This window comes from Mesorhizobium sp. B2-4-14 (genome assembly GCF_006442155.1).
Taxonomy (GTDB): Bacteria; Pseudomonadota; Alphaproteobacteria; order Rhizobiales; family Rhizobiaceae; genus Mesorhizobium.
In genome coordinates this window covers 107,096-131,090 of record NZ_VFVA01000014.1, presented here as the reverse complement: position 1 = coordinate 131,090, position 23,995 = coordinate 107,096, and the positions used below count along the sequence as shown (strand labels likewise).

16 protein-coding genes and 2 pseudogenes are annotated in these 23,995 nt (G+C 64.1%); 8 read left to right on the top strand and 10 right to left on the bottom strand.

Translation table 11 applies throughout. The features are described from left to right. Window positions 1–73: 73 nt before the first annotated feature. The 3 genes and pseudogenes from FJ938_RS15030 to FJ938_RS15020 form a co-directional block, all read right to left on the bottom strand. A pseudogene (locus FJ938_RS15030) lies at window positions 74–598 on the bottom strand (L,D-transpeptidase); the annotation flags it as partial. Window positions 599–1,004: 406 nt separating this feature from the next. Next, window positions 1,005–2,438 (bottom strand): pyruvate kinase, encoded by a 1,434-nt coding sequence (gene pyk / locus FJ938_RS15025; RefSeq protein WP_140608201.1) that lies wholly within the window; start codon window positions 2,436–2,438, stop codon window positions 1,005–1,007. Beyond that, window positions 2,435–2,899, bottom strand: coding sequence for a DUF1036 domain-containing protein (locus FJ938_RS15020; protein WP_181165551.1), 465 nt, complete (start codon window positions 2,897–2,899; stop codon window positions 2,435–2,437). Before FJ938_RS15020 ends, pyk begins: the two co-directional genes overlap by 4 nt. A gap of 270 nt (window positions 2,900–3,169) precedes the next feature. Here FJ938_RS15020 and FJ938_RS15015 point away from each other — a divergent pair, with 270 nt between their 5' ends. The 3 genes from FJ938_RS15015 to FJ938_RS15005 all read left to right on the top strand — a co-directional run bounded on the left by FJ938_RS15015 (window position 3,170) and on the right by FJ938_RS15005 (window position 5,868). Further along, on the top strand, window positions 3,170–3,967 hold the full coding sequence (locus FJ938_RS15015; RefSeq protein WP_140694976.1) for an N-formylglutamate amidohydrolase: 798 nt from the start codon (window positions 3,170–3,172) through the stop codon (window positions 3,965–3,967). A gap of 17 nt (window positions 3,968–3,984) precedes the next feature. Beyond that, window positions 3,985–4,293: a DUF1244 domain-containing protein gene (locus FJ938_RS15010; protein WP_140694973.1), complete on the top strand. Its 309-nt coding sequence runs from the start codon at window positions 3,985–3,987 to the stop codon at window positions 4,291–4,293. Window positions 4,294–4,692: 399 nt separating this feature from the next. Then, the gene (locus FJ938_RS15005) at window positions 4,693–5,868 is read left to right on the top strand and encodes an MFS transporter (RefSeq protein WP_140694970.1); all 1,176 of its coding nucleotides are present in this window, start codon (window positions 4,693–4,695) and stop codon (window positions 5,866–5,868) included. Here FJ938_RS15005 and FJ938_RS15000 read toward each other — a convergent pair. Then, window positions 5,832–6,255 (bottom strand): annotated as a pseudogene (locus FJ938_RS15000) (LysR family transcriptional regulator). The gene FJ938_RS15005 and the pseudogene FJ938_RS15000 overlap by 37 nt on opposite strands. A gap of 152 nt (window positions 6,256–6,407) precedes the next feature. Here FJ938_RS15000 and FJ938_RS14995 point away from each other — a divergent pair. Next, window positions 6,408–7,367, top strand: coding sequence for an SDR family oxidoreductase (locus tag FJ938_RS14995; RefSeq protein ID WP_140694967.1), 960 nt, complete (start codon window positions 6,408–6,410; stop codon window positions 7,365–7,367). A gap of 52 nt (window positions 7,368–7,419) precedes the next feature. Here the strand turns inward: FJ938_RS14995 and FJ938_RS14990 are convergent, their stop codons facing one another. The 5 genes from FJ938_RS14990 to FJ938_RS14970 form a co-directional block, all read right to left on the bottom strand. Beyond that, a complete protein-coding gene (locus tag FJ938_RS14990; protein ID WP_140608213.1) occupies window positions 7,420–7,578 on the bottom strand; it encodes a DUF3309 family protein in 159 nt (52 codons plus the stop codon). Window positions 7,579–7,698: 120 nt separating this feature from the next. After that, window positions 7,699–10,875, bottom strand: coding sequence for an efflux RND transporter permease subunit (locus FJ938_RS14985; RefSeq protein ID WP_140694964.1), 3,177 nt, complete (start codon window positions 10,873–10,875; stop codon window positions 7,699–7,701). A 74-nt stretch (window positions 10,876–10,949) separates the two neighbouring features. Next, window positions 10,950–12,122 (bottom strand): efflux RND transporter periplasmic adaptor subunit, encoded by a 1,173-nt coding sequence (locus FJ938_RS14980; protein ID WP_140694961.1) that lies wholly within the window; start codon window positions 12,120–12,122, stop codon window positions 10,950–10,952. An 891-nt stretch (window positions 12,123–13,013) separates the two neighbouring features. Next, window positions 13,014–14,144, bottom strand: a complete 1,131-nt coding sequence (locus tag FJ938_RS14975) for a patatin-like phospholipase family protein (RefSeq protein WP_140694988.1) — start codon at window positions 14,142–14,144, stop codon at window positions 13,014–13,016. Between the two features lie 207 nt (window positions 14,145–14,351). Continuing rightward, entirely contained in the window at window positions 14,352–15,440 is a 1,089-nt protein-coding gene (locus FJ938_RS14970) for a citrate synthase/methylcitrate synthase (protein ID WP_140694958.1), read from the bottom strand. Between the two features lie 93 nt (window positions 15,441–15,533). Here FJ938_RS14970 and FJ938_RS14965 point away from each other — a divergent pair, with 93 nt between their 5' ends. Beyond that, window positions 15,534–16,685 (top strand): citrate synthase, encoded by a 1,152-nt coding sequence (locus FJ938_RS14965; RefSeq protein WP_140694955.1) that lies wholly within the window; start codon window positions 15,534–15,536, stop codon window positions 16,683–16,685. A gap of 114 nt (window positions 16,686–16,799) precedes the next feature. On the opposite strand, the gene phaR is transcribed toward FJ938_RS14965, so the two are convergent. Then, window positions 16,800–17,408: a polyhydroxyalkanoate synthesis repressor PhaR gene (gene phaR / locus FJ938_RS14960; protein ID WP_140608223.1), complete on the bottom strand. Its 609-nt coding sequence runs from the start codon at window positions 17,406–17,408 to the stop codon at window positions 16,800–16,802. 296 nt (window positions 17,409–17,704) lie between these two features. Between phaR and FJ938_RS14955 the strand changes: the two genes are divergently transcribed. The 3 genes from FJ938_RS14955 (at window position 17,705) to FJ938_RS14945 (ending at window position 23,986) form a co-directional block, all read left to right on the top strand. Beyond that, window positions 17,705–18,883 carry an acetyl-CoA C-acetyltransferase gene (locus FJ938_RS14955; protein ID WP_140694952.1) on the top strand — a complete coding sequence of 393 codons (1,179 nt, stop codon included), beginning with the start codon at window positions 17,705–17,707 and terminating at the stop codon, window positions 18,881–18,883. A 192-nt stretch (window positions 18,884–19,075) separates the two neighbouring features. Beyond that, window positions 19,076–19,801: an acetoacetyl-CoA reductase gene (phbB, locus tag FJ938_RS14950; RefSeq protein ID WP_140694949.1), complete on the top strand. Its 726-nt coding sequence runs from the start codon at window positions 19,076–19,078 to the stop codon at window positions 19,799–19,801. A 705-nt stretch (window positions 19,802–20,506) separates the two neighbouring features. Continuing rightward, window positions 20,507–23,986 (top strand): helicase-related protein, encoded by a 3,480-nt coding sequence (locus FJ938_RS14945; RefSeq protein ID WP_140694946.1) that lies wholly within the window; start codon window positions 20,507–20,509, stop codon window positions 23,984–23,986. The last annotated feature ends 9 nt before the right edge of the window (window positions 23,987–23,995 follow it).

Genomic DNA, 23,995 nt, shown 5'->3' with positions numbered 1-23,995 from the left:
ACCTCCGCATCCATAGGAATCAGACTTCAGTCGAAAAGGGAATCCCAACGATTCACCCTATTCGCCCGACGCTCTAGATGACCAGCAGCGGCGTTTTGCCGGGAACGCGCTCGTAGAGATCCATGACGTCCTGATTGAACATGCGTACGCAGCCGGACGAAGCGGATTTGCCGATGGACTTCCAATCCGGCGACCCGTGAATGCGGTAAAGCGTGTCGACGCCATCCTTGAAGATGTAGAGAGCGCGAGATCCGAGCGGGTTGCTGACGCCGGGCTCCATGCCCTGGCGCCATTTTTCCAGCTTCCGATCCCGGCGGATCATAGCCGAAGGCGGCGTCCAGGTCGGCCATTTGCGTTTCCACTGGACGATCGCACGTCCCTTCCAGGAATAGCCCTGGCGACCCAGGCCGACGCCATAGCGCATGGCCTTGCCACCCTTGAGCACCAAGCAGAGGAACTTGTCGGTCGTATTGACCACGATCGTTCCAGGTTTCTCGCCCGTCGGATCGTCGACCATCTGTCGCAGAAACCGTTCGTCGACCTTGGTGAAGGGTATAGCCGGCAACGCATGGCCGCCATCCCCGACCGCGCTGTACATGCTCGCATAGTCCGGTGACGCTGGGACCATGATTTCAGGCGCGGCCTGTTCGATCGGCGCCTTTTCCGCTGTCGGCTCAAGCGGCGCGGGATTGAAGGAACTGGCCGCGCTGATCGGCTGTCTGGGCATCTGGGCATAGGCCGAGATCGCCGAAACCCCGACAAGCGACAGCCCGGTCAGCAGCGACCGCGCGAAACGAGAGATGACATTGAAGTACACTTTCAAAATGGGAGATGCTGGCGGGTAGGGCGACTGTTAGCGCCACTCGACCGCGTCTTGTAGAGGCGATCACGGCAAGCCCGTGTCCAGACAGAGGCCAGGACCATTGTCCAAGCCTCTGTTGTATCGCTGCCACAGTGAGCTACGCACAGGGCGCGAGATATGCTTCCGTCAGGAAAGGCTGGGCTTACCGGCCGGCTGCTTCCGATCCGACATAGGCGATGCGCAGCATATTGGTCGATCCCGGCGTCCTGAGCGGCACGCCGGCGGTGATGATGACGCGATCGCCCGGCTTGCCGAATTCCTCTTCCAGCGCAATGCGGCAGGCGCGGTTGACCATGTCGTCGAGATCGGTGGCGTCGGGCGAGACGACGCAGTGCGTGCCCCACAGCAGCGACAGCCGTCTGGCCGTGTTGAGGATCGGCGACAGCGCCACGATCGGCACCTGCGGCCGTTCGCGCGCCGCCCGCAGCCCGGTGGTGCCGGACGCGGTATAGGTGATGATCGCCGACAGTTTCAGCGTTTCGGCGATTTCGCGGGCGGCCAGCGAAATCGCGTCCGCCCCGGTCGCTTCCGGCTCAGAGCGCTGGGCGTTGATGATGCCGGCATAGGTCGGGTCGGTTTCGACCTTGGTGGCGATGCGGTTCATCATCGCCACCGCTTCCACGGGATAGGCGCCCGCCGCCGATTCGGCCGACAGCATGATGGCGTCGGCACCCTCGAAGACGGCGATCGAAACGTCGGACACTTCGGCGCGGGTCGGCACCGGCGCGGTGATCATCGATTCCAGCATCTGCGTGGCGATGACCACCGGTTTGCCGGCGCGCCGCGCGGCGCGCGTGATCTGCTTCTGGATGCCGGGCACGGCTTCCAGCGGCATCTCGACGCCAAGGTCGCCACGGGCGACCATCAGCGCGTCGGACAGGTCGATGATCTCGGCCAGCCTGGCAACCGCCTGCGGCTTTTCGATCTTGGCCATGATCAGAGCCCGGCCGCGCGCGATCTTGCGCGCTTCCGCCAGATCCTCCGGCCGCTGCACGAAGGACAGCGCGACCCAGTCGACGCCCGTAGCAAGCACGGCGTCGAGATCCTTGCGGTCCTTCTCGGTCAACGCGCCGACTGGCAGGTCGGTATCGGGCAGGCTGACGCCCTTCTTGTCGGAAATCGTGGTGCCGGCGACGACAGTGCAGGTGATCGACTTGCCGTTGCTCTTCACCGCCTTCAGCTCGAGCTTGCCATCGTCGATCAAAAGGCGATCGCCAGCCTCGACCGAACTCAGGATTTCGGGGTGCGGCAGATAGACCCTGTTCGACGTACCGGGCTCGGGATTGTCGTCGAGCGTGAAGGTCTGGCCGGATGTCAGCACTTCCTTGCCATTGGCGAACTTGCCGACACGCAGCTTGGGGCCCTGCAGGTCGGCCAGGATGCCGATCGGCCGGCCAACCTTTTCCTCGACGGCGCGGATACGGCCCACCAGCGTCCGCATCAGCTCGTGATCGGTGTGGCTCATGTTGATGCGGAACACATCGGCGCCCGCTTCGAACAATTTCTTCAGCATCTCCTCGGAGGAGGAGGCGGGGCCGATTGTGGCTAGGATCTTGACCTTGCGGCTACGTCTCATTGACTATTGATTCCCGGGGTGGCTGGGGCGCCTCCCGTTGCGGGCTCATCGGTCAGCTGGACCATCCAGCTTGCCTGCTCGCCCGTGTCATATTCCTGGAATCCGGCGCGCTGGAAGCCCCGGGCGACGCAGTCGTTTACGCCGGCGATCTTGAACTCTTTTTCAGCCACACACATGTTGATCGGGCCGTCCCAGCGTCCACCACGCTCGGCGTCTTCTGCATAAAGATAGTAAAACCTTGATGACAGCGGCCCTTCGATCAACGTCTTGCAACTCGATCCTTCAATGTGCCACCAGCCCTCGGTGATCCAGCCGGCCTTGGCACGATAGCCAATGCCGACGCCGACCAGGTTCTGCGTGGCGTTGCAGACGCGGAAATCGGCGCGTGCCGGCGAAGCCATGACCATTGCCGACATGCCGACGGTCAGGATCAGGAGCGGCATGGCAAAGGCAGGGCGCATGCGCTGCCTGCCGGCGGAACCCATCCGAAAACCCCTCAAGAACCACATCTGCATCTCTCTGCGCCCCTTTTCGGAAAAGTCCGAGCGCATGTCAACGCGCCGTTTTGACCAATTCCAATCGATTTAGGAAGGCTCCCGGCGCGCTTTCCGTCGCCCCTTGCCAGATTTCGGCGGAAACCTTGGCCAAACAACGGCATTGCGCACGCGTCGTCTTCGTGGAATGACGATAGCACCCTCCCCGGAAGCCAGCGAACAGACCATTTCCTGCCAATGACCCGATCCACAGTTTTCGCGCCGTTCGACCTTGTCGAGGGCGACCGCAAGCGAGGCATCGTGCTCCTGGCCGATCATGCCCGCCGCGACCTGCCCGACGACTATGGCAGCCTCGGACTGCCGGCTGCCGAGTTCGACCGCCATATCGCCTATGACATCGGCGTCGAGGCGGTGACGCGCGAACTCGCCGCCTTGCTCGACGTGCCTGCGGTGATCGCCAATTTCTCGCGGCTTTTGATCGACCCCAACCGCGGCGAGGACGATCCGACCCTCATTCGCCAGCTCTATGACGGCACGATCGTGCCGGGAAACTATCCCATGGCGCCGGAGGAACGCGAAAGACGGCTCGACCGCTTTTACCGGCCTTATCACGACGCCGTTGCCGCCATGATCGCTTCGGTCGCGCAGGCTTCCGGGCAGGCGCCGTTCATCTTTTCGGTGCATTCCTTCACGCCGGTCATGCAAGGGATCCAACGTCCTTGGCACGTCGGTATCCTGTGGGACCGGGACGACCGGGTTGCGCGGCCGCTGATCGATATGCTCGGTGAGGATAAGACCCTCGTCGTCGGCGACAATGAACCCTATGACGGCGCGCTGCGCGGCGACACCATGTTCAAGCATGCCATCGTCAACGGCTATGCCCACGCGCTCATCGAGATCCGCCAGGATCTGATATCGGACCAGAAGGGTATCCTCGCCTGGGCCGAGCGCCTGGCCCCGATCGTTGACGCCATCGACCGCCGTGCCGATATACATGTGGTCAGGCAATTCGGCTCGCGCACCGGGCCGGTTTAAGCCGTAAGGAGCTTACGATGACCGAACTCAATGACGAGCAGAAGCGCGACTTCGAGGCCGCGGCCTTCCGCCGGCTGGTCGAGCACCTCAGGGAACGCAGCGATGTGCAGAACATCGACCTGATGAACCTTGCCGGCTTCTGCCGCAATTGCCTGTCGAACTGGTATCGCGAGGCGGCGAATGCCGAGGGCGTCGATCTCAGCAAGGACCAGTCGCGCGAGATCGTCTACGGCATGCCCTATGCCGACTGGCAGGCGCTCAATCAAACCGAAGCTTCGGATGCCAAGAAGGCCGAGTTCGAGGCCAGGCGTCCCAAGGACCACTAGCGAACGCTTCCGCGGCTTCGTCATTCTAGGGCGAAGCAGTTGCGAAGCGACGTCGCGGAGACCCTAGAATCCATAGAATCCATTCCGTGACGGCTGCCGAGCACGGCGGTCCAGAATATGATCGTAACGGCGCAACCCAAGGAACATTCTGCATCTATCTGCATCTAGCGGCGCTCCTCGGTCACGGCATGGATCCTCGGGTCTGCGCCGCGTCGCTTCGCTCCTTGCTTCGCCCGGAGAGGCGTTTCTGCCAACCTCCAACGCCGCAGCCTGCCTCGAACGAAACCGACCCCTTGGTCGCTCCCTTTGGTCCAAACACTTCCTTTTGCGCGGTGCTTGACTGAAAATTGAATCGATCTAATTTGCCGCGCAAAGCCATTTTCTGACTGGATTCGCCTTATGAACGCGTCGAACGCCATGCAGACTGCCATTCGCGGGCGATGGGCCGTGGCCGCTGTTTTCCTCGCCAATGGCTTCCTGACCGGCAGTTGGGCGCCGCAGATCCCGGTGTTCCTGACCCGGCTGGACATTTCGAAGTTCACGCTCGGCCTGCTGATCCTTTTGTTCGGCGCCGGCGCTGTCACCGCGATGACCTGGTGCGGCCACCTGATCTCCAAACACGGCTCGCGCACCGTGCTGCGCTGGTTCGGCCTCTGCGGCAGCCTCGGCCTGCTGGTCGTGGCGCTGGCGCCCAACGTGCCGCTGGCTGCCATCGCCATGTTCATCTTCGGCGGCTCGATCGGCGGCATGGATGTCGCCATGAACGCCAACGCGGTGGTCGTCGAACGAAAATTGTCCCGGGCGATCATGTCGTCCTCGCACGGCTTCTGGAGTCTCGGCGGCTTCGCCGGCGGAGCGCTTGGCGGCTTCGCCATCCAGAATTATGGCCATCTCGCCCACGCCGCGGTGGTGACGGCGCTTGCCTTCGCGGCAATCGCGGCGGCGGTGCCTCATGTCGTGGCCGAACATAAGCCGCAGGCTGCCGAGCATCACAAATTCACCTTGCCGGCGAATTCGCTGGTCTACCTGATCGGCCTGATGGCGCTGCTGACGATGATTTCCGAAGGTGCCGTGCTCGACTGGGCGGCGCTGTATCTGCGGCAGGAACTCGGCGCCGACCTTGCCGTTGCCGGTCTCGCCTACGCCGCCTTCTCCGGCGTCATGGCAATCATGCGTTTCTTCGGCGATGGCGTGCGCAACCGTTTCGGCGCCGTGGCGACGCTGCGCGGCTCGGCCATTTTCGCAGCCAGCGGCATGCTGGTCGCCGGCCTGTCGCCCTCGCCCTGGCTCGCCATCGCTGCCTTTGCGCTTTGCGGCTTCGGCATCGCCAACATGGTGCCGATCATCTTTTCGGCCGGCGGTAACCAGGAAGGCATGTCGTCGGGCACCGGCATGAGCGTCGTCACCACCATGGGTTATTCCGGCATTCTGGTGGCGCCGTCGGCGATCGGCTTCGTCGCCGAGCATTTCAGCTTCGGCCCGATCTTCATCGCCATGGCGGGCTTGCTGATGGTCGTGTTGCTGATGGCCGGACTGGCTCACCGGGCCGAATTCGCGCCCGCACCCGCCGAATAGCGCTTCAGTTCCTCATGGGGAAAATCCGCCACGCGGCGGATGCGCATCTGCCGCGCACATCGCGATGCATGGCGAGCCACATTGGCAGGTTCGGCAGCGGCAGGCCGGGCAGACCTTCTCCACCAGCGGATCCCGCTCGGCCAGCCGTTGCTGGCCGAGGCCGATACCGTTTCCCGTCCGCACCGCTTCCCACTCGCCTGCTCGCGGACCGCCTTGCCGCTTTCGAACATCGTGGCCCCGGCTTCCGTGAGCGCATAGCCTCTTCGCCCGCGCCGGGACAGCGTGACGCCGAGCGCCTCCTCCAACTCCCGATCTGCCGCCAAGCGTCGGCTGACTGGCGGATAACTTTCGCGCTGCGGCCGACAGGCTGCCGGTTTCCGCCACCATGACGAAGCTCTCGATCGGGTTCTAGTCGATATCATCCATTCAAGAATGAATATCAAGCCTACGTTCATGGCCAATTTCAATTCATCAATGAGGCACTCATATTCGCCATGCAAACAGCGATACGGACTGCAACACCAACCAGGAGTACTGACATGACCAAGATCGCAATTCTCGGCGCCAACGGCCGGCTCGGCCGCGTGGTTGCCAAAGCCTTCATCGATGCCGGCTTCGACGTCCGCGCCGTCACCCGCACCGGCAAGGTGCCGGCCGAGCTCAAAGGCGCCACAGCGGTCGTCGGCGATGCGCTGGACCGTCAATCGCTGATCCGCGCCACCGAGGGCGTCGATATCGTCTTCAACGGCCTCAGCCCGATCTACACCGACTGGAGCAAATGCTTGCCGATGGCGCGGAACGTCATGGCGGCCTGTTATGCGAACAACGCGCTGCATCTCTTTCCCGGTACCATCTACAATTACGGTTCGCCGATGCCGGCCGTGCTGTCGGAAGACACGCCCTTCCATCCGACGACTGAAAAGGGCCGCATCCGCTGTGCCATGGAAGAGCTGTTCCGCCATGAAGCCGAGGCAGGCCGGGTGCGCACCATTCTTCTGCGGGCCGGCGACTTCTTCGGCGGCACCGGCAGCGGCTCATGGTTCGACCTGGTCGTCGCCGCCAAGATGACCAAGGGCATCTACACCGCGCCCGGCCCGGCCGACCTCATGCATGAATGGGCCTATTTGCCAGACTTCGCCGTGGGCTTCGTGGCGCTGGCGCGCAATCTCGACAAGCTCGGCTCCTACGAGGCGCTGAACTTTCCCGGCCACGCGGTCACCGATCTGGAAATCAAGGCCGCCGCCGAGAAAGCACTCGGCCGGCCGCTGAAGATGAGCGCGATGGCGTGGTGGGTGCTGCGCGCCGGCAGCCCGTTCGTGGCAATGTGGCGCGAGATCGTCTCGATGTCCTATCTGCGTTTCGAACCGCATCGGCTGGCCTCGACGCGGCTGGAAGGCATCATCGGTGAGATACCCCATACGCCGCTCGATCAGGCTATCGCCGAAGCCCTCGAGGATATCGGCATCGCCACCGCGAATGGCCATTTGCACGCCGCCTGAATGAGGTTGGAGGGCCAAGCTCGCCCACGCCTCTCCTCGAACCGAAGGCGGCTCAGAGCCGCCCCATCAAAAGCAGCACCAGAACCACCACCAGCACCACACCGACTATGCCCGAAGGTCCGTATCCCCAGGAGCGCGAATGCGGCCAGGCCGGCACCGCACCGATAAGCACAAGGATCAGGACGATGATGACAATGGTGATGATCGGCATGACGAAATCCCCGCTCTGCATTGCTCCCGAGACGATGCTTCGCATTGCTCGTGAGGACAAAATGCAAAAGGCCGCCCGGATGTTCCGTGCGGCCTTTGCCGGTCAGATCGGCAAGCCTGCTTATTCGGCGGCCTTCGGGAAGGCGATGGCCGGCTCGGTGGCCGCCTCCGCTGTCGGCGCGTCCGATGGGATCTCGCCCTTGCCGCGCCGCAACAGCCGGCTGAACCAGCCGCGCCTGGCGCCAGGCTTCACCTTGGCGCGGGTGAACACCATCAGCATCGACGGCGTCACCACCAGTGTCAGGATGGTGGCGAAGGACAGGCCGAAGACGATCGCCGAGGACAGCGATATCCACCACTGCGTCGACGGTGCGTTGATCGTCGTCTCGTGATGGAAGATTTCCAGCCCGAGGCCGAAGGCGATCGGCAGCACACCCAGGATCGCCGACACCGCGGTCAGAACCACCGGTCGCGCACGCTCGCGGCAGGTCTGCAGCACGGCATCCATCTTGTCCCAACCCTCTTCGCGCAGCCGGTCATAAGTGTCGATCAGCACGATGTTGTTGTTCACCACCACGCCGGCCAGCGCGATGACACCGATGCCCGACATGACGATGCCGAATGTCTCGCCTGTTATCAGCAGCCCGAGGAACACGCCGATAGTCGCCATGACCACGCAGGACAGCACCAGCCAGACGCTGGTGAACTTGTTGAACTGCGCCAGCAGCACCAGGAAGATCAGGAAGATCGCTGCGCCAAAAGCCTTGCTTAGGAAGGCACTGGCCTCCGCGCTGTCCTCGTTCGAGCCAGCCAGCTTCCAGCGGATGCCGCTGCCCAGACCCATGTCGGCGACGGCCTTGGTGACCTCCTGCTGTACGGCGGCGACCTGGGCGCCGGCGGCGACGTTGGCCTGCACCACCACGGTGCGCGCGCCGTCGATGCGATTGAGGACGCCGACGCTCGGCTTCGCCTTGCGGACGACGAAGTTGGAGATCGGCACCGACCCTTGCGAGGTCTGCACCCTGAGCTCGTCGAGGGTCGACAGCGTGCGCCGGTCCTCCGGCAAGCGCAGGCGGATGTCGACCGCCTTGTCGGCGCCGGCGGGCCGGTATTCCGACAGCTTCAGACCGTTGGTGACGAGCTGCACAACGGTGCCAACCGAGGTCGGGCTGATGCCATACTGGGCGGCCTTGGCACGATCGACCTCGAGCGCCCAGTCGACGCCGGGCGGCGGCAAGCCGTCGGAAATGTCGATGACGCCGGGCACCTTGGCGATGCGCGCCGCCACCGCGCGCGCCTTCTCGTCCAATCCCTTCGGATCGACGGCCGAAAGCCTGATCTGGATCGGCTTGCCGGTCGGCGGGCCAGCTTCCGGCACGCGAACCTCGACGTCGACGCCGGGAATGCCGGCCATGACGCCGCGCAGATCATTCAGGATCTGGTTGGCCGATTTGCGCTCGCGCCAGTCGATGAACTCGTACTGGATGACGCCGACAACGTCCTCGGGCACATCCTGACCGCCGCCCTGGGACTTGCCGACCCGGGTGTAGACGGACTTCACACCCGGCCAGCCGAGCAGCCTGTTTTCCGCGATCTTGGTCGCCGTATCCATTTCGGCGAGCGAAAGGTTGCCGCGGGCATGCACATAGAGCAGTCCGTAATCCGGTTCGACGCTCGGGAAGAACTCGACTCCGGCGCCGTACTTCGAGTAGCCAACGAAGATGCTGGCCAGAAGAACGACGGTGAGCACCATCACCGTAATGGGGAAGCGCACCGCCTGCTTGACGACGGCCATATACCAACCGTCGCGATTGTCATCCTTGTGATGCTCCGGCGCCTTGGCGAAGATCGCGCCCAGCGTCGGCGCGAAAACCAGCGCATAAAGCATCGAGGCCGAGAGCGTGACGATCAGCGTGATCGGCATATACTTCATGAAATCGCCGATGATGCCTGGCCAGAACAGCAGCGGCGAGAAGGCGGCGATGCGCGTCATGGTCGCGGCGATGACAGGACCGGCCATGCGCTTGGCGGCAAGCGCGAAGGCTTCCTGTTTCGGCATGCCTTCGCTCATGCGTCGTTCGGCGAATTCGGTGACGATGATGGCATCGTCGACCAGCATGCCGACAGCCAGGATGAGGCTGAACAGCACGATCATGTTGATCGTGTAGCCCATCATCGCGAGCAGCAGGATACCGATGAGGAAGGACGACGGAATGGCGAGGCCAATCAGCAGCGAGGCACGGCCCGACAGCGCGTAGAGGATGACGATGAACACCAGGATCACGGCGATCATCACGTGATTCTGCAGATCGCCGAGCAACTGGTTGACGAAGACCGACTTGTCCTGCGTGTAGGTGACGTGCATCCCCTCGGGCATCGTCTTGACGAAGGCGTCGGACACCTCCCTCACCTTGGTCAGCGTGTCGATCAGATTGGCGCCGATGCGCTTCTTGACTTCGATGGCGATGGCCGGCTTGCCGTTGAGACGCGTGATCGTCGTGGCGTCGGCAAAGGTCGAGCGAATCGTCGCGATGTCCTTCGCCTGCACCACGGCATTGGGGCCGGCGACCACGGGCAGTGCCGCCACATCCTCGGGGGTTTCGATCAGGGACGGCACCTTGACGGCGTATTTGCCCTGCGAACCTTCGATATTGCCGGCGGCGACGAGGCTGTTCGAGGCGCCGACGGCGCCGATCAGCTGGTCGAGCTGCAAGCCATAGGAAGACAGTTTCATCGGATCGATGACGACCTCGACAAGATCGTCGCGCGAGCCCTGCAGCGAGCCTTCGAGAACGCCGGGCACTTCCTCGATGCGGTCGCGCAGTTCGCGCGCCGCGGCGGCCAGCACGCGCTCGGGCAGTTCGCCGGATAGCGTGACGACGAGCACCGGGAATTCGGAAACGTTGACCTCGGTGACGACAGGTTCTTCGGCCGCTTGCGGCAGGTCGGCCTTGCCGTCCTGCACCTTGGAGCGTGTATCCTGCAGCGCCGTCGCCAGGTTGGTCTGTGGCTGGAACTCGATCAGCACATAGCCGCCGCCCTGGAAGGCGGCCGAGCGCATTTCCTTGAGGCCCTTCAGGCTTTTCAGCTTGCTTTCCATCGGGCGCAAGAGGAGCCGTTCGGAATCCTCCGGCGAAATGCCCTGGTAGACCAGGCTGACATACATCATCGGAATCGGAACGTCGGGTTCCGCTTCCTTCGGCGTCGACTGATAAGCGACCCAGCCGGCAAGCAGAAGGAAGACCAGCACCGAGATGGTCAGGCGGGCATTGTTGATTGCGAGTCTGACGATATCCATGAATTGGACCTGCTGTTTTCTTCGGAGCGGCGAACTGACCAGGCGCCGGACAAGTCCGCCGCGCTGACGTCGCGCTACTGGGTACCGGCGGTGGCTTCGCCAATCAGCTTGTTGATGGTCGCCTGGTCTGCCTCGACCGGATTGACCTCATCGCCTTCCTTCACCAGTTCCTGACCGGCAACGATGATGCGCGCATCGGCCGGGATGCCGCCAAGCACGAGCCCGGTCGGCGTGTCGTCGACCAGGTCGATCGGGAAGAACGCCACCTTGTTGTCCTTGCCCACGGCGCGGATGCCCAGATCGCCCTTGTCGCCGAGCGTCACTACCGAACGCGGCAGCATGATCGCGTCGGTCGGCAAGGCGCTGAGACCGATCTCTGCGGTCATGCCGGCGGGAACGCTGCCATCGGCATTGGGGATGGCGATTTCGACGCGGAAGGTGCGGGTCGCCGACGAGGCATCGCGGCTGATGTAGCGCACGGTGCCTTCGACGGTCTGGCCGTTGACCAGCCGCACGCTGGCCTTGTCACCTAGCTTGAGGTAGCCGAGATCGCGCTCGCTGATTTCGCCACGGGCGATGATCGGATCAAGCTTGAGGATGGTTGCCACCTCGCCGCCCTGCATGACGGAGCTGCCGAGTTCCACCGGCACCCGGTCGATGACGCCGTCGAACGGCGCCTTGACTTCGTTGCGGTCGAGTTCGGCCTGCGCGGTATCGAGCTGGGACTGCGCCTGGGTGAGGTTCGAGCGAGCGGTGTCAAGCTGCAGCTTGGGCAAATTGCCGGTCTTGGCCAGCCGCTCGGCGGCATCGAGCTCTGCCTTGCGCTGCGCCACAAGCTGCTTGGCGTTGTCGACCATCGAGATCTTCTCCTCCGCCGCCAGCATCAGCACCAGATCGCCTGTCTTGACGTGCTGGCCCTGCTTCACCGGCAGCTTGTCGATGACGCCGGCGACGCGCGTTGCAAGCACCGCGCGCTTGTCGGCCTCGGTTAGCCCGGAGATACGGATGGCGCGTGCATAAGTCTTGCGCGGCGGCGTCACCACGGCGACCGTGCGAAGCGGCGCCTTCGGCTCGGCTACCGTCTTCGGCTTGCCTGCGTCCGGCGCCTTGCCCTGCTCGACTTCGGCTGCCTTGGCCTTGTTCGCCGCGACGCTGCCGACCGACGAGAACTCGCCTGTCGCCATCCAGGCTGCGAAGCCAATGAGCACAACAATGGCTGCAAGCTTGTGAAACCTGATTCTCGGCATCGTCATTTTTCCGTTGCGGGTTCGGCCAGCACCGCGCCTCCGCAGCGCGGGCGCGTCGCCGATATGGGTGCGCGCCTGACCCTGTTCAATTTGCCGTGAACGGCGAGCGCGCTTTCTACATCAAAGTCGCACCGCGATATAGTGCGAAAGTTGCAGCAGCATTGCGTAGCCGGACAAAGGTGTGACCGCCGCGATACTGTTCTTGATCCGCTAAAATACCTGCTCGGCCGACACACAGTCGGCTCACGGTCCGCCCCTCATCTCCTGCCCCGAATGACCGCTCTGTCATTGCCAACGGGGCAGCACCGCATTCCCGCGGAACCGTCGCCATCTTGCGCGGGCTTTTGATCGGGATGTGGATTTCGGTCGACGGGCCGGATCATTTCCGATCGGCGAACGCTATCAGATTTCGGCAACGGCGATCCCAACCAACAAATTGGAATTGCTCGCAAAAATGGCGGGACATGCCACTCAAGTTGGGATTTGCGCCAAGCCGTCCGTCAACGTTTAGCCTACCATCAAGAACGTCAACGCGCCCGGCAATGGGGTGTGTCGGATCACCGCGGCCCGAAGCCAGCGACATGGCGTTGACCACGGCGCGGCTGCGGAAACTCCGTGCCATTCGCAAGCCTGGTGTCGACCGATCCGCTCATCATTTCCCGGCAGCAGTGCGTGACGGTGCGCGGCAGCATTGGCGTGTCGGTGGCAGCAGGCGTCAGCATGATGATGTGATCATCACACGCGCTGGTTGTCACTTGCCCATTGTCCATGGACGCTACGCGGATCCGGAAAACCTCGCCGATGGTCCTGATCGATCCGGCACCCCTCGCGCGACAACCGGGCAGTGCCGGACGGCGGCCCGGCTATCGCGCTCTTTGGCGGCTGATGGGTTCAGGCCCGGCGGCGTTCTGCTTCCGGGGTCTTGCGTGCGGCAAGAAACTCCTTGACCCGCCGACCAGGCGCCGGGCCGCGCACCGGCTTGAAACCGTCGTCCAGTTCGCCCGAGAGATCGAGCGTTGCATGCTTGCCGACGGCATCATAGTTCTCCTCCAGCCAGTCGCTGGCGGCGGTGCGGCCGAGGTCGCGCAGATAGGTCAGGAACGCCCATTCGGCGTTGATCTTGGACGAGGCCGACAGGTCCTTGAACGCCTCATCGGCATCAATGCGGTGCATGCGGATGTCGCGATATTCGCCATGCGGCAGCCGGCCGGCGGCGATCAGTTCCTTGACGAAGGCGATCGAGCGGAATTCGCGCAGCAGCCCGGCATTGAAGGTGATCTCGTCGATTCGGTTCTGGATCTCGTTGGCGCTCTTGGGCGTCCCCTCGCGCACCACAGGGTTGATCTGCACCAGAAGCACGTCCTCGGTCGCCGCCGTCTTGAAGAACGGGTAAAGCGCCGGATTGCCGCCATAGCCGCCATCCCAATAGGGCACACCCTTGATCTCCACGGCGCGGAACAGTTGCGGCAGGCAGGCCGAGGCCATCACCGTGTCGAGGTCGATCTCGCCGTCGGAGAATACCCGCAACTGTCCTGTCTCGACATTGGTGGCGGAGATGAACAGTTCGATCGACTTGCAGGCGCGGGCATTGCCGAAATCGATCTCTCGCGCCACCACATCGCGCAGCGGATTGAGGCCGAGCGGATTGGCGACATAGGGCGAGAACACTCGAGACATGGTGTCGAAGAAGACATAGCCGGGCGTGTTCTCGATCGACCAGTTGCCCCAGGCGACATCCCAGGGCATGCGCTGCACCGGGCTGAAGCGGCCCTTCGCCGCCACCGCGCGCCAGAAATCGTCAAGCTTCTTGCGCGCGCCCTCGACCCCGCCTCTGACAAAACCATCGGCCAGCGCCACCGCGTTCATGGCGCCGGCGCTGGTGCCGGAGACAGCCGCGATCTCCAGCCGCCCATCCTCCAGCAGCCGGTCGAGCACGCCCCAGGAAAAGGCCCCGTGCGAGCCGCCGCCCTGAAGGGCGATGTTGATCTTCTTCTTTTCCTCCGCCTTGCCGTTCTTCGTCATGGCGTCCCTGTCATCCTGATGATCCAGCATGCCCCAACGTCGTCGAAAGGATGCGGTTGCCGGCAGTTTATGTTGCAGTGCAGCATATAAGGATGGACCAAGGCAAGAACACGAACACGGTCGCGTGATCACATGAAATTTTCAGCCATGCGGAAAAGCCCTCCGCTTCAACGCGAAGAGGCGTTCTGTTCGAAACCGACATGGAGCCTAGGCGACGAGATCCGGCACCGGGCCGACATAGCGTGACTGCGGACGGATCAGGCGTCCGGTCGTCTGCTGCTCGCGCGCATGCGCGACCCAGCCGGCCACGCGCCCCGCGGCAAAGACATTGCTGAAGGATCGCGGCGGGAAACCCGCCGCTTCCAGCACCAGCGCTGTATAGAACTCGACATTGGTCTGCAGCGAGCGCTGCGGCTTGGCGATCCGAAGCACCTCGAGCGCCGTTTGCTCGACCGTCTCCGCGAAGGCCAGCCGGCGGCCGGTTTCGCCCTCTCCGCCAAGCTGGCGAACGACCGCCTTCAGCACATCGGCGCGCGGATCGCGCACGCGGTAGATGCGATGGCCGAAGCCCATGATGCGCTCGCCACGCGCGATCTCGTCGCGCAGCCAGACGGCCGCGTCCCCATGCGCCTGGATGGCATCGAGCATCTCGATCACCGGGCCGGGCGCGCCGCCATGCAGCGGCCCCTTCAGCGCGCCTAGGCCTGCCAGCACCGACGATGTCAGGCCGGCCAATGTCGAAGCGACGACGCGGGTGGCGAAGGTCGACGCATTGAGGCCGTGGTCGCAGACGGTCACCAGATAGGTGTCGAGCGCCTTGGCAAGATCAGGCGAAGGATCGGAACCCCTCAGCATCCGCAGCATGTCGGCGGCATGATCGGCCTTGCTGTCTGGAGCGATCGGCTGCTCGCCGCGTCCCAGACGCAGGAGCGCCGGCGTCAGCACGGCGGGTGCCGCGATCAGCAGCAAGGCATCCGCCAGCGTCTCACCATCCGGCAGCAGCGCCATGCCGGCGCGCATGGCGCTGTAGACGTCAAGCGGGGCCAGCAGGGGCAGCGAAGGCAGGAGCCGGTCGAACACCTCGATGCGCGCCTTGCCCAGTCTCGCCGCCAGATCGGCGTCACCAGGCAAATCGTCGAAGAACCCGTCCAGCAGCAGATGCACGACCTGCGGATAGCTCCATCGCCCGGCGAGTTCCGGCAGGGAATGACCCCGGATCGTCAGGCGGCCACCCAGACCATCCACGTCGGACAGCACGGTTTCAGCCGCCACCACATCATCGAGCCCATTCGCCATGGCCTTGTCTCCTTGAAGCTTTTCCCGATGGGAGATAAGGATGGGCGGCATAAGCATCAATCTTGATCAATAGAATCAACATCAGGGCTCGATATGTCCGAATGGCTGTCGCGGGAAGAGGCGCTGGAAAGGCTTCAGGTGAGGCCGCAGACGCTCTACGCCTATGTCAGCCGCGGGCGCATCGGCATGCGCCCGGACCGCGCCGATCCGCGCCGCAGCGAATATCGGGCCGACGATATCGCGGCGCTGGCAACCCGCCGGGCGCGCGGGCGCAGCCCCTCGGCCATCGCCGAAAGCGCCATCGCCTGGGGCGAGCCGTCGATCGTCACCTCGATCTCCACCGTGTGGCACGGTCACCTCATCTATCGGGGCCGGGACGCCGTTGCGCTGTCCGACCATGCCACGCTGGAAGAGACCGCCGCCCTGCTTTGGGCCCTGCCTGAACCGGTCCGTTTCGAAGCACCGGCGCCGGATGCGTCAGGCCAGCTCGGTCGAGCCCCGGCCTTTGCGCAGCTTGCCCTGCTTGCCGGCCAGGGGCGGCCTTCGCTTGGACGCAGCGCCGCCTCGCTGTGCACCGACGCCGCACGGGCAATCGGCGTTGTGGCGGGCGCCCTCGGTGCCTCGGCGGGGCCGGATCCGGTCCATCGGCGATTGGCACGGGGCTGGTCGGTCGATGATGGCGGCGCGGAAGCGATCCGCCGTGCCCTTGTCCTGCTCGCCGACCACGAACTCAACGCATCGACCTTTGCCACCCGCGTCGCGGCATCCACGGGAGCCTCGCCCGCTGCTTGCCTGCTGGCAGGCCTGGCGACACTGTCCGGCCCGCGCCACGGCGGCGCCGGCGAGGCGGTGATGCAACTCGCGGAAGATGCGGCACGACACGGCGCCGATGCCGCGATCCGGCGCTGGCTCGGCCATGACCGGCCGCTGCCGGGGTTCGGCCATCAGCTCTATCCCGAGGGCGACCCCCGGGCCACGGCACTGCTGGCGGCCATCGACAACACCGACGAGACATTGCGGTCGCTGGTAGCCGCCGCCATTGCCGCGACCGGCGCCCGACCGAACATCGATTTTGCCCTGGCCGTGCTGACGCGCGGCCTCGGCTTGCCGCGCGATGCACCGTTTCAGCTGTTCGCGCTCGCACGCAGCGTCGGCTGGGCCTCGCATATGGTCGAACAGATCGTGAGCGGCAGCATCATCCGACCGCGCGGCCGCTATGAGGGATTGTTGCCGTCCAGCGTGTGAGCGCTAGAGCAAATCCAGGAAAAGTGCGTAGCGGTCTTCCGTCCGGAATTGCGCAAAAGCAAAGAGTTAAAACGGGTCCACGATTCAACCGAACGCTGAACGGCTCCAGGCGCCTTACGACATCGTGTCGAGTTTGCGCTGCATGGCCGCGATCTGGTCCTTCAGCTGCTGCAGATCGTCGGGCTTTTCCGGCGCTTCCTTCCTGGCCGGTTCGGCGGGGGCCGCGGCCGGTGCCGAGCCCGCGGGCGGAAATGGCGTGAACAGCCGCATTGCGTTCTGGAACATTTCCATGTTGCGGCGCGTCTGTTCCTCCAGCGCCTTCATCGGCGTCGCCATCTTCATCACGTCCAATGGCGACTTGCCGATGGCGCCCTTCATCTGCTCGCGGAACCGCTCCTGCTCCTTGGAGAAGGCGATCATCGACTGTTCAAGGAAGCTCGGCACGATCATCTGCATCTGGTCGCCGTAGAAAGCGATCAGCTGGCGCAGGAACGGGATCGGCAGCATGTTCTGCCCCTCCTTGTTCTCCAGCTCGAAAATGATCTGGGTCAGCACCGGATGCGTGATGTCGTCCCCGGTCTTGGCGTCCTGAACGGTGAACTCCTCGCCCTTCTTGACCATCTCGGCCAGATCCTCGAGCGTCACATAGGTGCTCGTGCCCGTATTGTAGAGGCGGCGATTGGCGTATTTCTTGATAATGATCGGATCGTCTTTCGCGGCCATCTGCATCCTCCCCGGACACCGGCGCGCCTGAGTAAGCAGCCGGTAACGATTGCGCCCTTTTTGAGGATATGCGCAAAAGCCTCATAATTCCAAGCGGTTTGTGCAGTGCGGGATCACATAATGCTGCATAGCGGGCAAAAATATGCTGCGCAGCAACGGACCAACGACCGCCGCGGCGACGCGCGCTCTGCTTGCGACGCATGCGCGCCATGCCGATTTCCGGTTTGACTTGAGATTGGGAAAGGGCAAGAAAAGTCCTCAACGACAGAACATCAGCTTGAGGTCTGGAGAACAAAATGTCCGATTCCATCGTCATTGCCAGCGCCGCGCGCACGGCCGTCGGTTCCTTCAACGGCGCTTTCGCCGCCACGCCCGCCCATGAACTGGGCGCCATCGTCATCAAGGAATTGCTGTCGCGTGCCGGCGTCGAAGCGGCCGAGGTCGACGAGGTCATCCTCGGACAGGTGCTGACCGCCGCTCAAGGGCAGAACCCGGCCCGGCAGGCCTCGATCATCGCCGGCCTGCCGAAGGAGACCACCGCCTGGGGCCTCAACCAGGTGTGCGGCTCGGGCCTGCGCGCCATTGCGCTCGGCATGCAGCAGATCGCCACCGGCGACGCCAAGGTGATCATTGCCGGCGGCCAGGAATCGATGTCGCTGTCGCCGCACGCCGAGCACCTGCGCGCCGGCGTCAAGATGGGCGACTACAAGATGATCGACACCATGATCAAGGACGGGCTGTGGGATGCCTTCAACGGCTACCACATGGGCAACACCGCCGAAAACGTCGCCCGCCAGTTCCAGATCACCCGCGATGATCAGGACCAGTTCGCGCTGGCCTCGCAGAACAAGGCCGAGGCCGCGCAGAAGGCCGGCAAGTTCAAGGACGAGATCGTCGCCTTCACCATCAAGGGCAGGAAGGGCGACACCGTCGTCGACCAGGACGAATACATCCGCCACGGCGCGACGCTCGACGCCATGACCAAGCTGAAGCCGGCCTTCGACAAGGACGGCACCGTGACCGCCGCCAACGCATCCGGCATCAATGACGGTGCGGCCGGCGCGCTGCTGATGAGCGAAGCGGAAGCCGTCAAGCGCGGCATCACTCCGCTGGCGCGCATCGCGTCCTGGGCAACCGCTGGCGTCGATCCGGCAATCATGGGCACCGGACCCATCCCCGCCTCGCGCAAGGCCCTGGAAAAGGCCGGCTGGTCGGTTGGTGATCTTGACCTTGTCGAGGCCAATGAGGCTTTCGCGGCGCAGGCCTGCGCCGTCAACAAGGACATGGGCTGGGATCCCTCGATCGTCAACGTCAATGGCGGCGCTATCGCCATCGGCCATCCGATCGGCGCCTCGGGCGCCCGCATCTTCAACACCCTGGTTTACGAGATGCGCCGCAGAGGCGCCAAGAAGGGTCTTGCCACCCTGTGCATCGGCGGCGGCATGGGCGTCGCCATGTGCTTGGAAGCGCTCTGACAAATCAACGAACGGGCGGCGTCAATGCACGTCGCCCAAAAGTGCGCAGCGGTTTTGGGAGACCGACATGCATCAAGAAAAAGAGCTAAGCGCAGCGCCTGAATTTACGTCAGGCGACGCGCTTTAGCCGCCCGTTCCATATCCAGTGCCTGCCAAGCCCGCCAACAGGGCGATATCCAAAAGGGGAAAAGCATGACCAAGGTTGCAATCGTCACGGGTGGGTCGCGCGGCATCGGTGCGGCGATCTCGATCGCTTTGAAGACCGCCGGCTATTCGGTCGCCGCGAACTACGCCGGCAACGACGACGCGGCGGCGAAATTCAAGGCCGAGACCGGCATCCCGGTCTACAAATGGTCGGTTGCCGACTATGACGGTTGTGCCGCCGGCATCAAAAAAGTCGAGGCCGACCTCGGCCCGGTCTCGGTGCTGGTCAACAATGCCGGCATCACCCGCGACGCCATGTTCCACAAGATTACGCGTGAGCAGTGGAAAGAGGTGATCGACACCAATTTGTCTGGTGTCTTCAACATGACGCACCCGCTGTGGGGCGGCATGCGTGACCGCAAGTTCGGCCGCGTCATCACCATCTCCTCGATCAATGGCCAGAAGGGCCAGGCCGGTCAGGTCAATTATTCTGCCGCCAAGGCCGGCGACATTGGTTTCTCCAAGGCGCTGGCGCAGGAAGGGGCTCGCGCTGGCATCACCGTCAACGTCATCTGCCCCGGCTACATCGCCACCGAAATGGTCAAGGCGATCGACGAGAAGGTGCTCAACGAGCGCATCCTGCCGCAGATCCCCGTCGGCCGCCTCGGCGAACCGGAAGAGATCGCGCGCTGCGTCGTCTTCCTCGCTTCGGAAGAGGCCGGTTTCATCACCGGCTCGACCCTCACCGCAAACGGCGGCCAGTATTTCGTCTGACACGTCGCCGAGGCCAACGGCCTCGCACTGGCGACAAACGGATCGGGAAACCGGTCCGTTTGCGAATTGACGCTGAGGCCTGTCTTCGCCGCAGCGCAATCCCCAATCCGCAAGGTTAATGGCGGCGGGACCCTCGGTGCGAAACCGGTGGCCAAACCTGTGGATTCCCGGTGCATAAGCTGTTCACAACACCGATATTGGCGGAACAAAAAGGGAAAATACCGCTGGCGCCGGTTTGTCGCCGATTCGTTCCGGGTTTGAGCGGAAGTTAATGTTAATAGGGCCGGAATCGCCTGCGGTTCCTTAATGCCAGATTCAGAAAGATTAACAATTTCACAATGTTGAGCGAAGCGTGTCGCACCGCTTTCTTCGTTTCCTGGCAAAGGTTAACGGCAAAGCTCGCCCTGCATAAAATGGGCCAGTTCGACGATTCAGCATGTGGTGAGACTCATGGTCACAAAATCCATATGTAGCCGTGAACAAAAGCTGAATCTGGAAGAGTCAGCGATTCGTCGCTGATTCGTTCCAGACTCGTTCCATCCGTTAATCAGCGACCGACCGGGAGTTTCACACAGACACCTTCGAGCCGCCGGCGGAACATTCCGCTTTCGCTTCGCGCTCGAAATCCCTATGTGTCGCCTGTCATACGCGCCGTCCGGGGCACGTCCCGACAATGAGAGGCCAGAAAGCCCTATTTCCGAGCCGATGAACATCCAGCCGAAACACACCCAGCCGCTGATCCTGTCGGGCCGCGACGTGACCGCCGTGCTTGGGCCGACCAACACCGGCAAGACCCATCTCGCCATCGAGCGCATGGTGGCGCACGAAACCGGCGTCATCGGCCTGCCGCTCAGGCTGCTGGCGCGCGAGGTCTACAGCCGCGTCTGTGAAAAAGTTGGCGCCCACAAGGTCGCGCTGGTCACCGGCGAGGAGAAGATCCAGCCGCCAGGCGCCAAATACTCGGTCTGCACCGTCGAAGCCATGCCACGCGAGACCGACGCCGCCTTCGTCGCCATCGATGAGGTGCAGCTCGCGGGCGACCTCGAGCGCGGCCACATCTTCACCGACCGCATCCTGCATCTGCGCGGCCGCCAGGAAACGCTGCTCCTCGGCGCGGCCACGATGCACGGCATCCTCCAGCGCCTGCTGAAGGGCGTCTCGGTGGTGAGACGCCCACGGCTGTCGCATCTGGCCTATGCTGGGTCCAAGAAGCTGACCCGCCTGCCCCGGCGCACCGCAATCGTGGCCTTCTCCGCCGACGAGGTCTATGCCATCGCCGAGCTGATCCGGCGCCAGCAGGGTGGAGCGGCCGTCGTGCTCGGTGCGCTCTCGCCCCGCACCCGCAACGCCCAGGTGGCGCTGTTCCAGTCCGGCGATGTCGACTATCTCGTCGCCACCGATGCCATCGGCATGGGCCTCAACCTCGATCTCGACCACGTCGCCTTCGCCCAGAACCGCAAATTCGACGGCTACCAGTATCGCAACCTGACAGCGGCCGAACTCGGCCAGATCGCCGGGCGCGCCGGCCGGCATCTGCGCGACGGCACTTTTGGCGTCACCGGCCAGGTCGATCCGCTTGACGAGGAGCTGGTCAACAAGATCGAGAGCCATGATTTCGATCCGGTGAAGGTGCTGCAGTGGCGCACCGCGCATTTCGACTTTGCCAGCCTCGATGCGCTGAAGCGCTCGATCGAGACCAACGCGCCAGTCGAAGGCTTGACGCGCGCGCTGCCGGCGGTGGATGCCCAGGCGCTCGAATATCTGTCGCGCGACGGGGACATCCGCGCGCTAGCCACAGACGCCAAACGCGTGGCGCTGCTGTGGGAGGCCTGCGCGCTTCCCGATTACCGAAAGATCGCCCCGGCCCAGCATGCCGACCTCATTGCGTCGATCTACATGGACCTCGCCCGGCATGGCCATGTCGACGAGAACTACATGGCCGAGCAGGTGCGCCGCGCCGACACCACCGAGGGCGACATCGACACGCTGTCGCACCGCATAGCCCAGATCCGCACCTGGACATTCGTGTCGAACCGGCCTGACTGGCTGGCCGATCAGGCACACTGGCAGGAAAAGACGCGTGAAATCGAAGACAGATTGTCGGATGCGCTGCATGAGCGGTTGACGAAACGCTTCGTAGACCGCAGGACTTCCGTCCTCATGCGGCGCCTTAGAGAAAATACCATGCCTGAAGCCGAAATTAGTCCTACCGGAACCGTCCTCGTCGAAGGCCACCATGTCGGCGAGTTGCAAGGGTTCCGCTTCACCGCCGACCAGAGCGCCGGCGGCGAAGACGCCAAGGCCGTGCGCACGGCCGCCCAGAAGGCGCTGGCCGCCGAGTTCGAGGCGCGTGCCGAACGCTTCGGCGCCTGCGCCAATGGCGACCTCGCGCTTGGCTCGGACGGCACGCTGCGCTGGATCGGCGCGCCGATCGGCACACTGGTCTCCGGCGAGGATGCGCTGAAGCCGCGCCTCGTGCTTTTGGCCGACGAACAGCTGACCGGGCCGGCGCGCGACAAAGTCGCGGCGCGTGCCGAACGTTTCGTCAATTTCCAGATCGAGTCGCTGTTGAAGCCGCTGGTCGATCTGAAGAATGCCGACCAGATTTCCGGCATCGGCCGCGGCATTGCCTTCCAGCTGGTCGAGAATTTCGGCCTCATCAACCGCCGCGACATCGCCGAGGAGATGAAGTCCCTCGACCAGGAGGGCCGAGCCGCCCTTCGCCGGTTGGGCGTGCGCTTCGGCGCCTACCATGTCTTCGTCCCGGCGCTGATCAAGCCGGCACCCGCCGGGCTGGTGACGCTGCTGTGGGCGCTGAAGAATGACGGTAAGGACAAGCCCGGCTTTGGCGACGTCGTCCATGCGCTGGCGTCGGGCCGCACCTCGGTGGTCATCGACCCGGCCTTCGACAAGGCCTTCTACAAGCTCGCCGGCTACCGCAATCTCGGCCGCCGCGCCGTACGCATCGACATATTGGAGCGGCTGGCCGACCTGATCCGCCCGGCGACCAACTGGAAGCCTGGCCTCGGCCAGCGTCCGGATGGGGCCTATGACGGCCAGTCCTTCATGGTGACGCCGCCGATGATGTCGATCCTTGGCGCCACCGCCGACGACATGGAAGAGATCCTGAAGGGTTTGGGCTATCGCGCCGAGCCGAAGCCGGCGGCGGAAGTCAAGGCACGGATCGAGGCACAGGACAATGCCGCGCGGGAAGCCGCCGCCGCCAAGCTCGCGGCGGAGGAAGCCGCACGCGCAAAGGCCGCCGAAGGCGCGGCTACGGATGTTGCAGCGGAAGCGTCCGTCGAAGGTTCGGAACCTGCGTCTGATATGGCCATCGCTGTGGATCCGGCATCCGAAACCCCTGCCGCCGATACCGTTGAAGCCGAGCCCGCCGCGGAAGAGCCCGTGGCCGCACCAGTTGAGGCAACGCACGAAGAAGCTCCGACAGCCGAGGCCGTGGTTGAGTTGCCTGCCGAGCCCGCACAGGCAGAATCTGCGGAGATCGTAGAAAACCAGCCTGTTGCCGCCGCCGAAAGCGCCGACGCCCTTACCTCCCCCTCGATGGGGGAGGTCGCGGCGCGAAGCGACGCGGGCGGGGGTGACAGCGCCGACGATGCCGGCAGTGCTGAAAGCGCTGGCGCTGTCCCCACCCCGGCGCTGCGCGCCGACCCTCCCCAAGAGGGGGAGGGTGAGACCGCCGAGGCCGCGCCGGAAGCCGAAGCGCCCAAGCCGATCCTGCTGTGGCGGCAGGCTCGCTTCGACCAGCGCCCGCGTCATCGTGAGGGCCGCGGCAATCGCCCGCAAAATGGGCAGGCGCGGGGCCGGCGCGATGCACCGGCGAGTGCCGCCGCACAGACACCAGGCGCACCTGGCGAGCGCCCTGCCCATGAAGGGCGGCGTGACGGCGCCGGCAAGCCGCGCTTCGATCGTTCCAAGTTCAAGCCCAAGCCGCAGGGCGAAGGCGAACAGCGCCGTGACAGCCGTCCGCAGGGCGAGCGTCCCGACCGCCGCGAGGGCCGACCGGACTGGAAGGGCGGCAGGCCGGAAGGCAAGAGCGGTGCCGACGGGAACAGGGGCGGCAAGCCCGCCTTCCAGCCGAAGCCGCGCGAGGAGCGTCCGGTCCGCTTCGATCCGGACTCGCCCTTCGCCAAGCTCGCCGCCTTGCGCGACCAACTGAAGAAATAAGCTCGGCGC

Coding starts and splice junctions, on each gene's coding strand:
- pyk (WP_140608201.1), bottom strand. CDS start 2,438: ATGAGACGTAGCCGCAAGGTCAAGATCCTAGCCACAATCGGCCCCGCC.
- FJ938_RS15020 (WP_181165551.1), bottom strand. CDS start 2,899: ATGCGCCCTGCCTTTGCCATGCCGCTCCTGATCCTGACCGTCGGCATG.
- FJ938_RS15015 (WP_140694976.1), top strand. CDS start 3,170: ATGACCCGATCCACAGTTTTCGCGCCGTTCGACCTTGTCGAGGGCGAC.
- FJ938_RS15010 (WP_140694973.1), top strand. CDS start 3,985: ATGACCGAACTCAATGACGAGCAGAAGCGCGACTTCGAGGCCGCGGCC.
- FJ938_RS15005 (WP_140694970.1), top strand. CDS start 4,693: ATGAACGCGTCGAACGCCATGCAGACTGCCATTCGCGGGCGATGGGCC.
- FJ938_RS14995 (WP_140694967.1), top strand. CDS start 6,408: ATGACCAAGATCGCAATTCTCGGCGCCAACGGCCGGCTCGGCCGCGTG.
- FJ938_RS14990 (WP_140608213.1), bottom strand. CDS start 7,578: ATGCCGATCATCACCATTGTCATCATCGTCCTGATCCTTGTGCTTATC.
- FJ938_RS14985 (WP_140694964.1), bottom strand. CDS start 10,875: ATGGATATCGTCAGACTCGCAATCAACAATGCCCGCCTGACCATCTCG.
- FJ938_RS14980 (WP_140694961.1), bottom strand. CDS start 12,122: ATGCCGAGAATCAGGTTTCACAAGCTTGCAGCCATTGTTGTGCTCATT.
- FJ938_RS14975 (WP_140694988.1), bottom strand. CDS start 14,144: ATGACGAAGAACGGCAAGGCGGAGGAAAAGAAGAAGATCAACATCGCC.
- FJ938_RS14970 (WP_140694958.1), bottom strand. CDS start 15,440: ATGGCGAATGGGCTCGATGATGTGGTGGCGGCTGAAACCGTGCTGTCC.
- FJ938_RS14965 (WP_140694955.1), top strand. CDS start 15,534: ATGTCCGAATGGCTGTCGCGGGAAGAGGCGCTGGAAAGGCTTCAGGTG.
- phaR (WP_140608223.1), bottom strand. CDS start 17,408: ATGGCCGCGAAAGACGATCCGATCATTATCAAGAAATACGCCAATCGC.
- FJ938_RS14955 (WP_140694952.1), top strand. CDS start 17,705: ATGTCCGATTCCATCGTCATTGCCAGCGCCGCGCGCACGGCCGTCGGT.
- phbB (WP_140694949.1), top strand. CDS start 19,076: ATGACCAAGGTTGCAATCGTCACGGGTGGGTCGCGCGGCATCGGTGCG.
- FJ938_RS14945 (WP_140694946.1), top strand. CDS start 20,507: ATGAACATCCAGCCGAAACACACCCAGCCGCTGATCCTGTCGGGCCGC.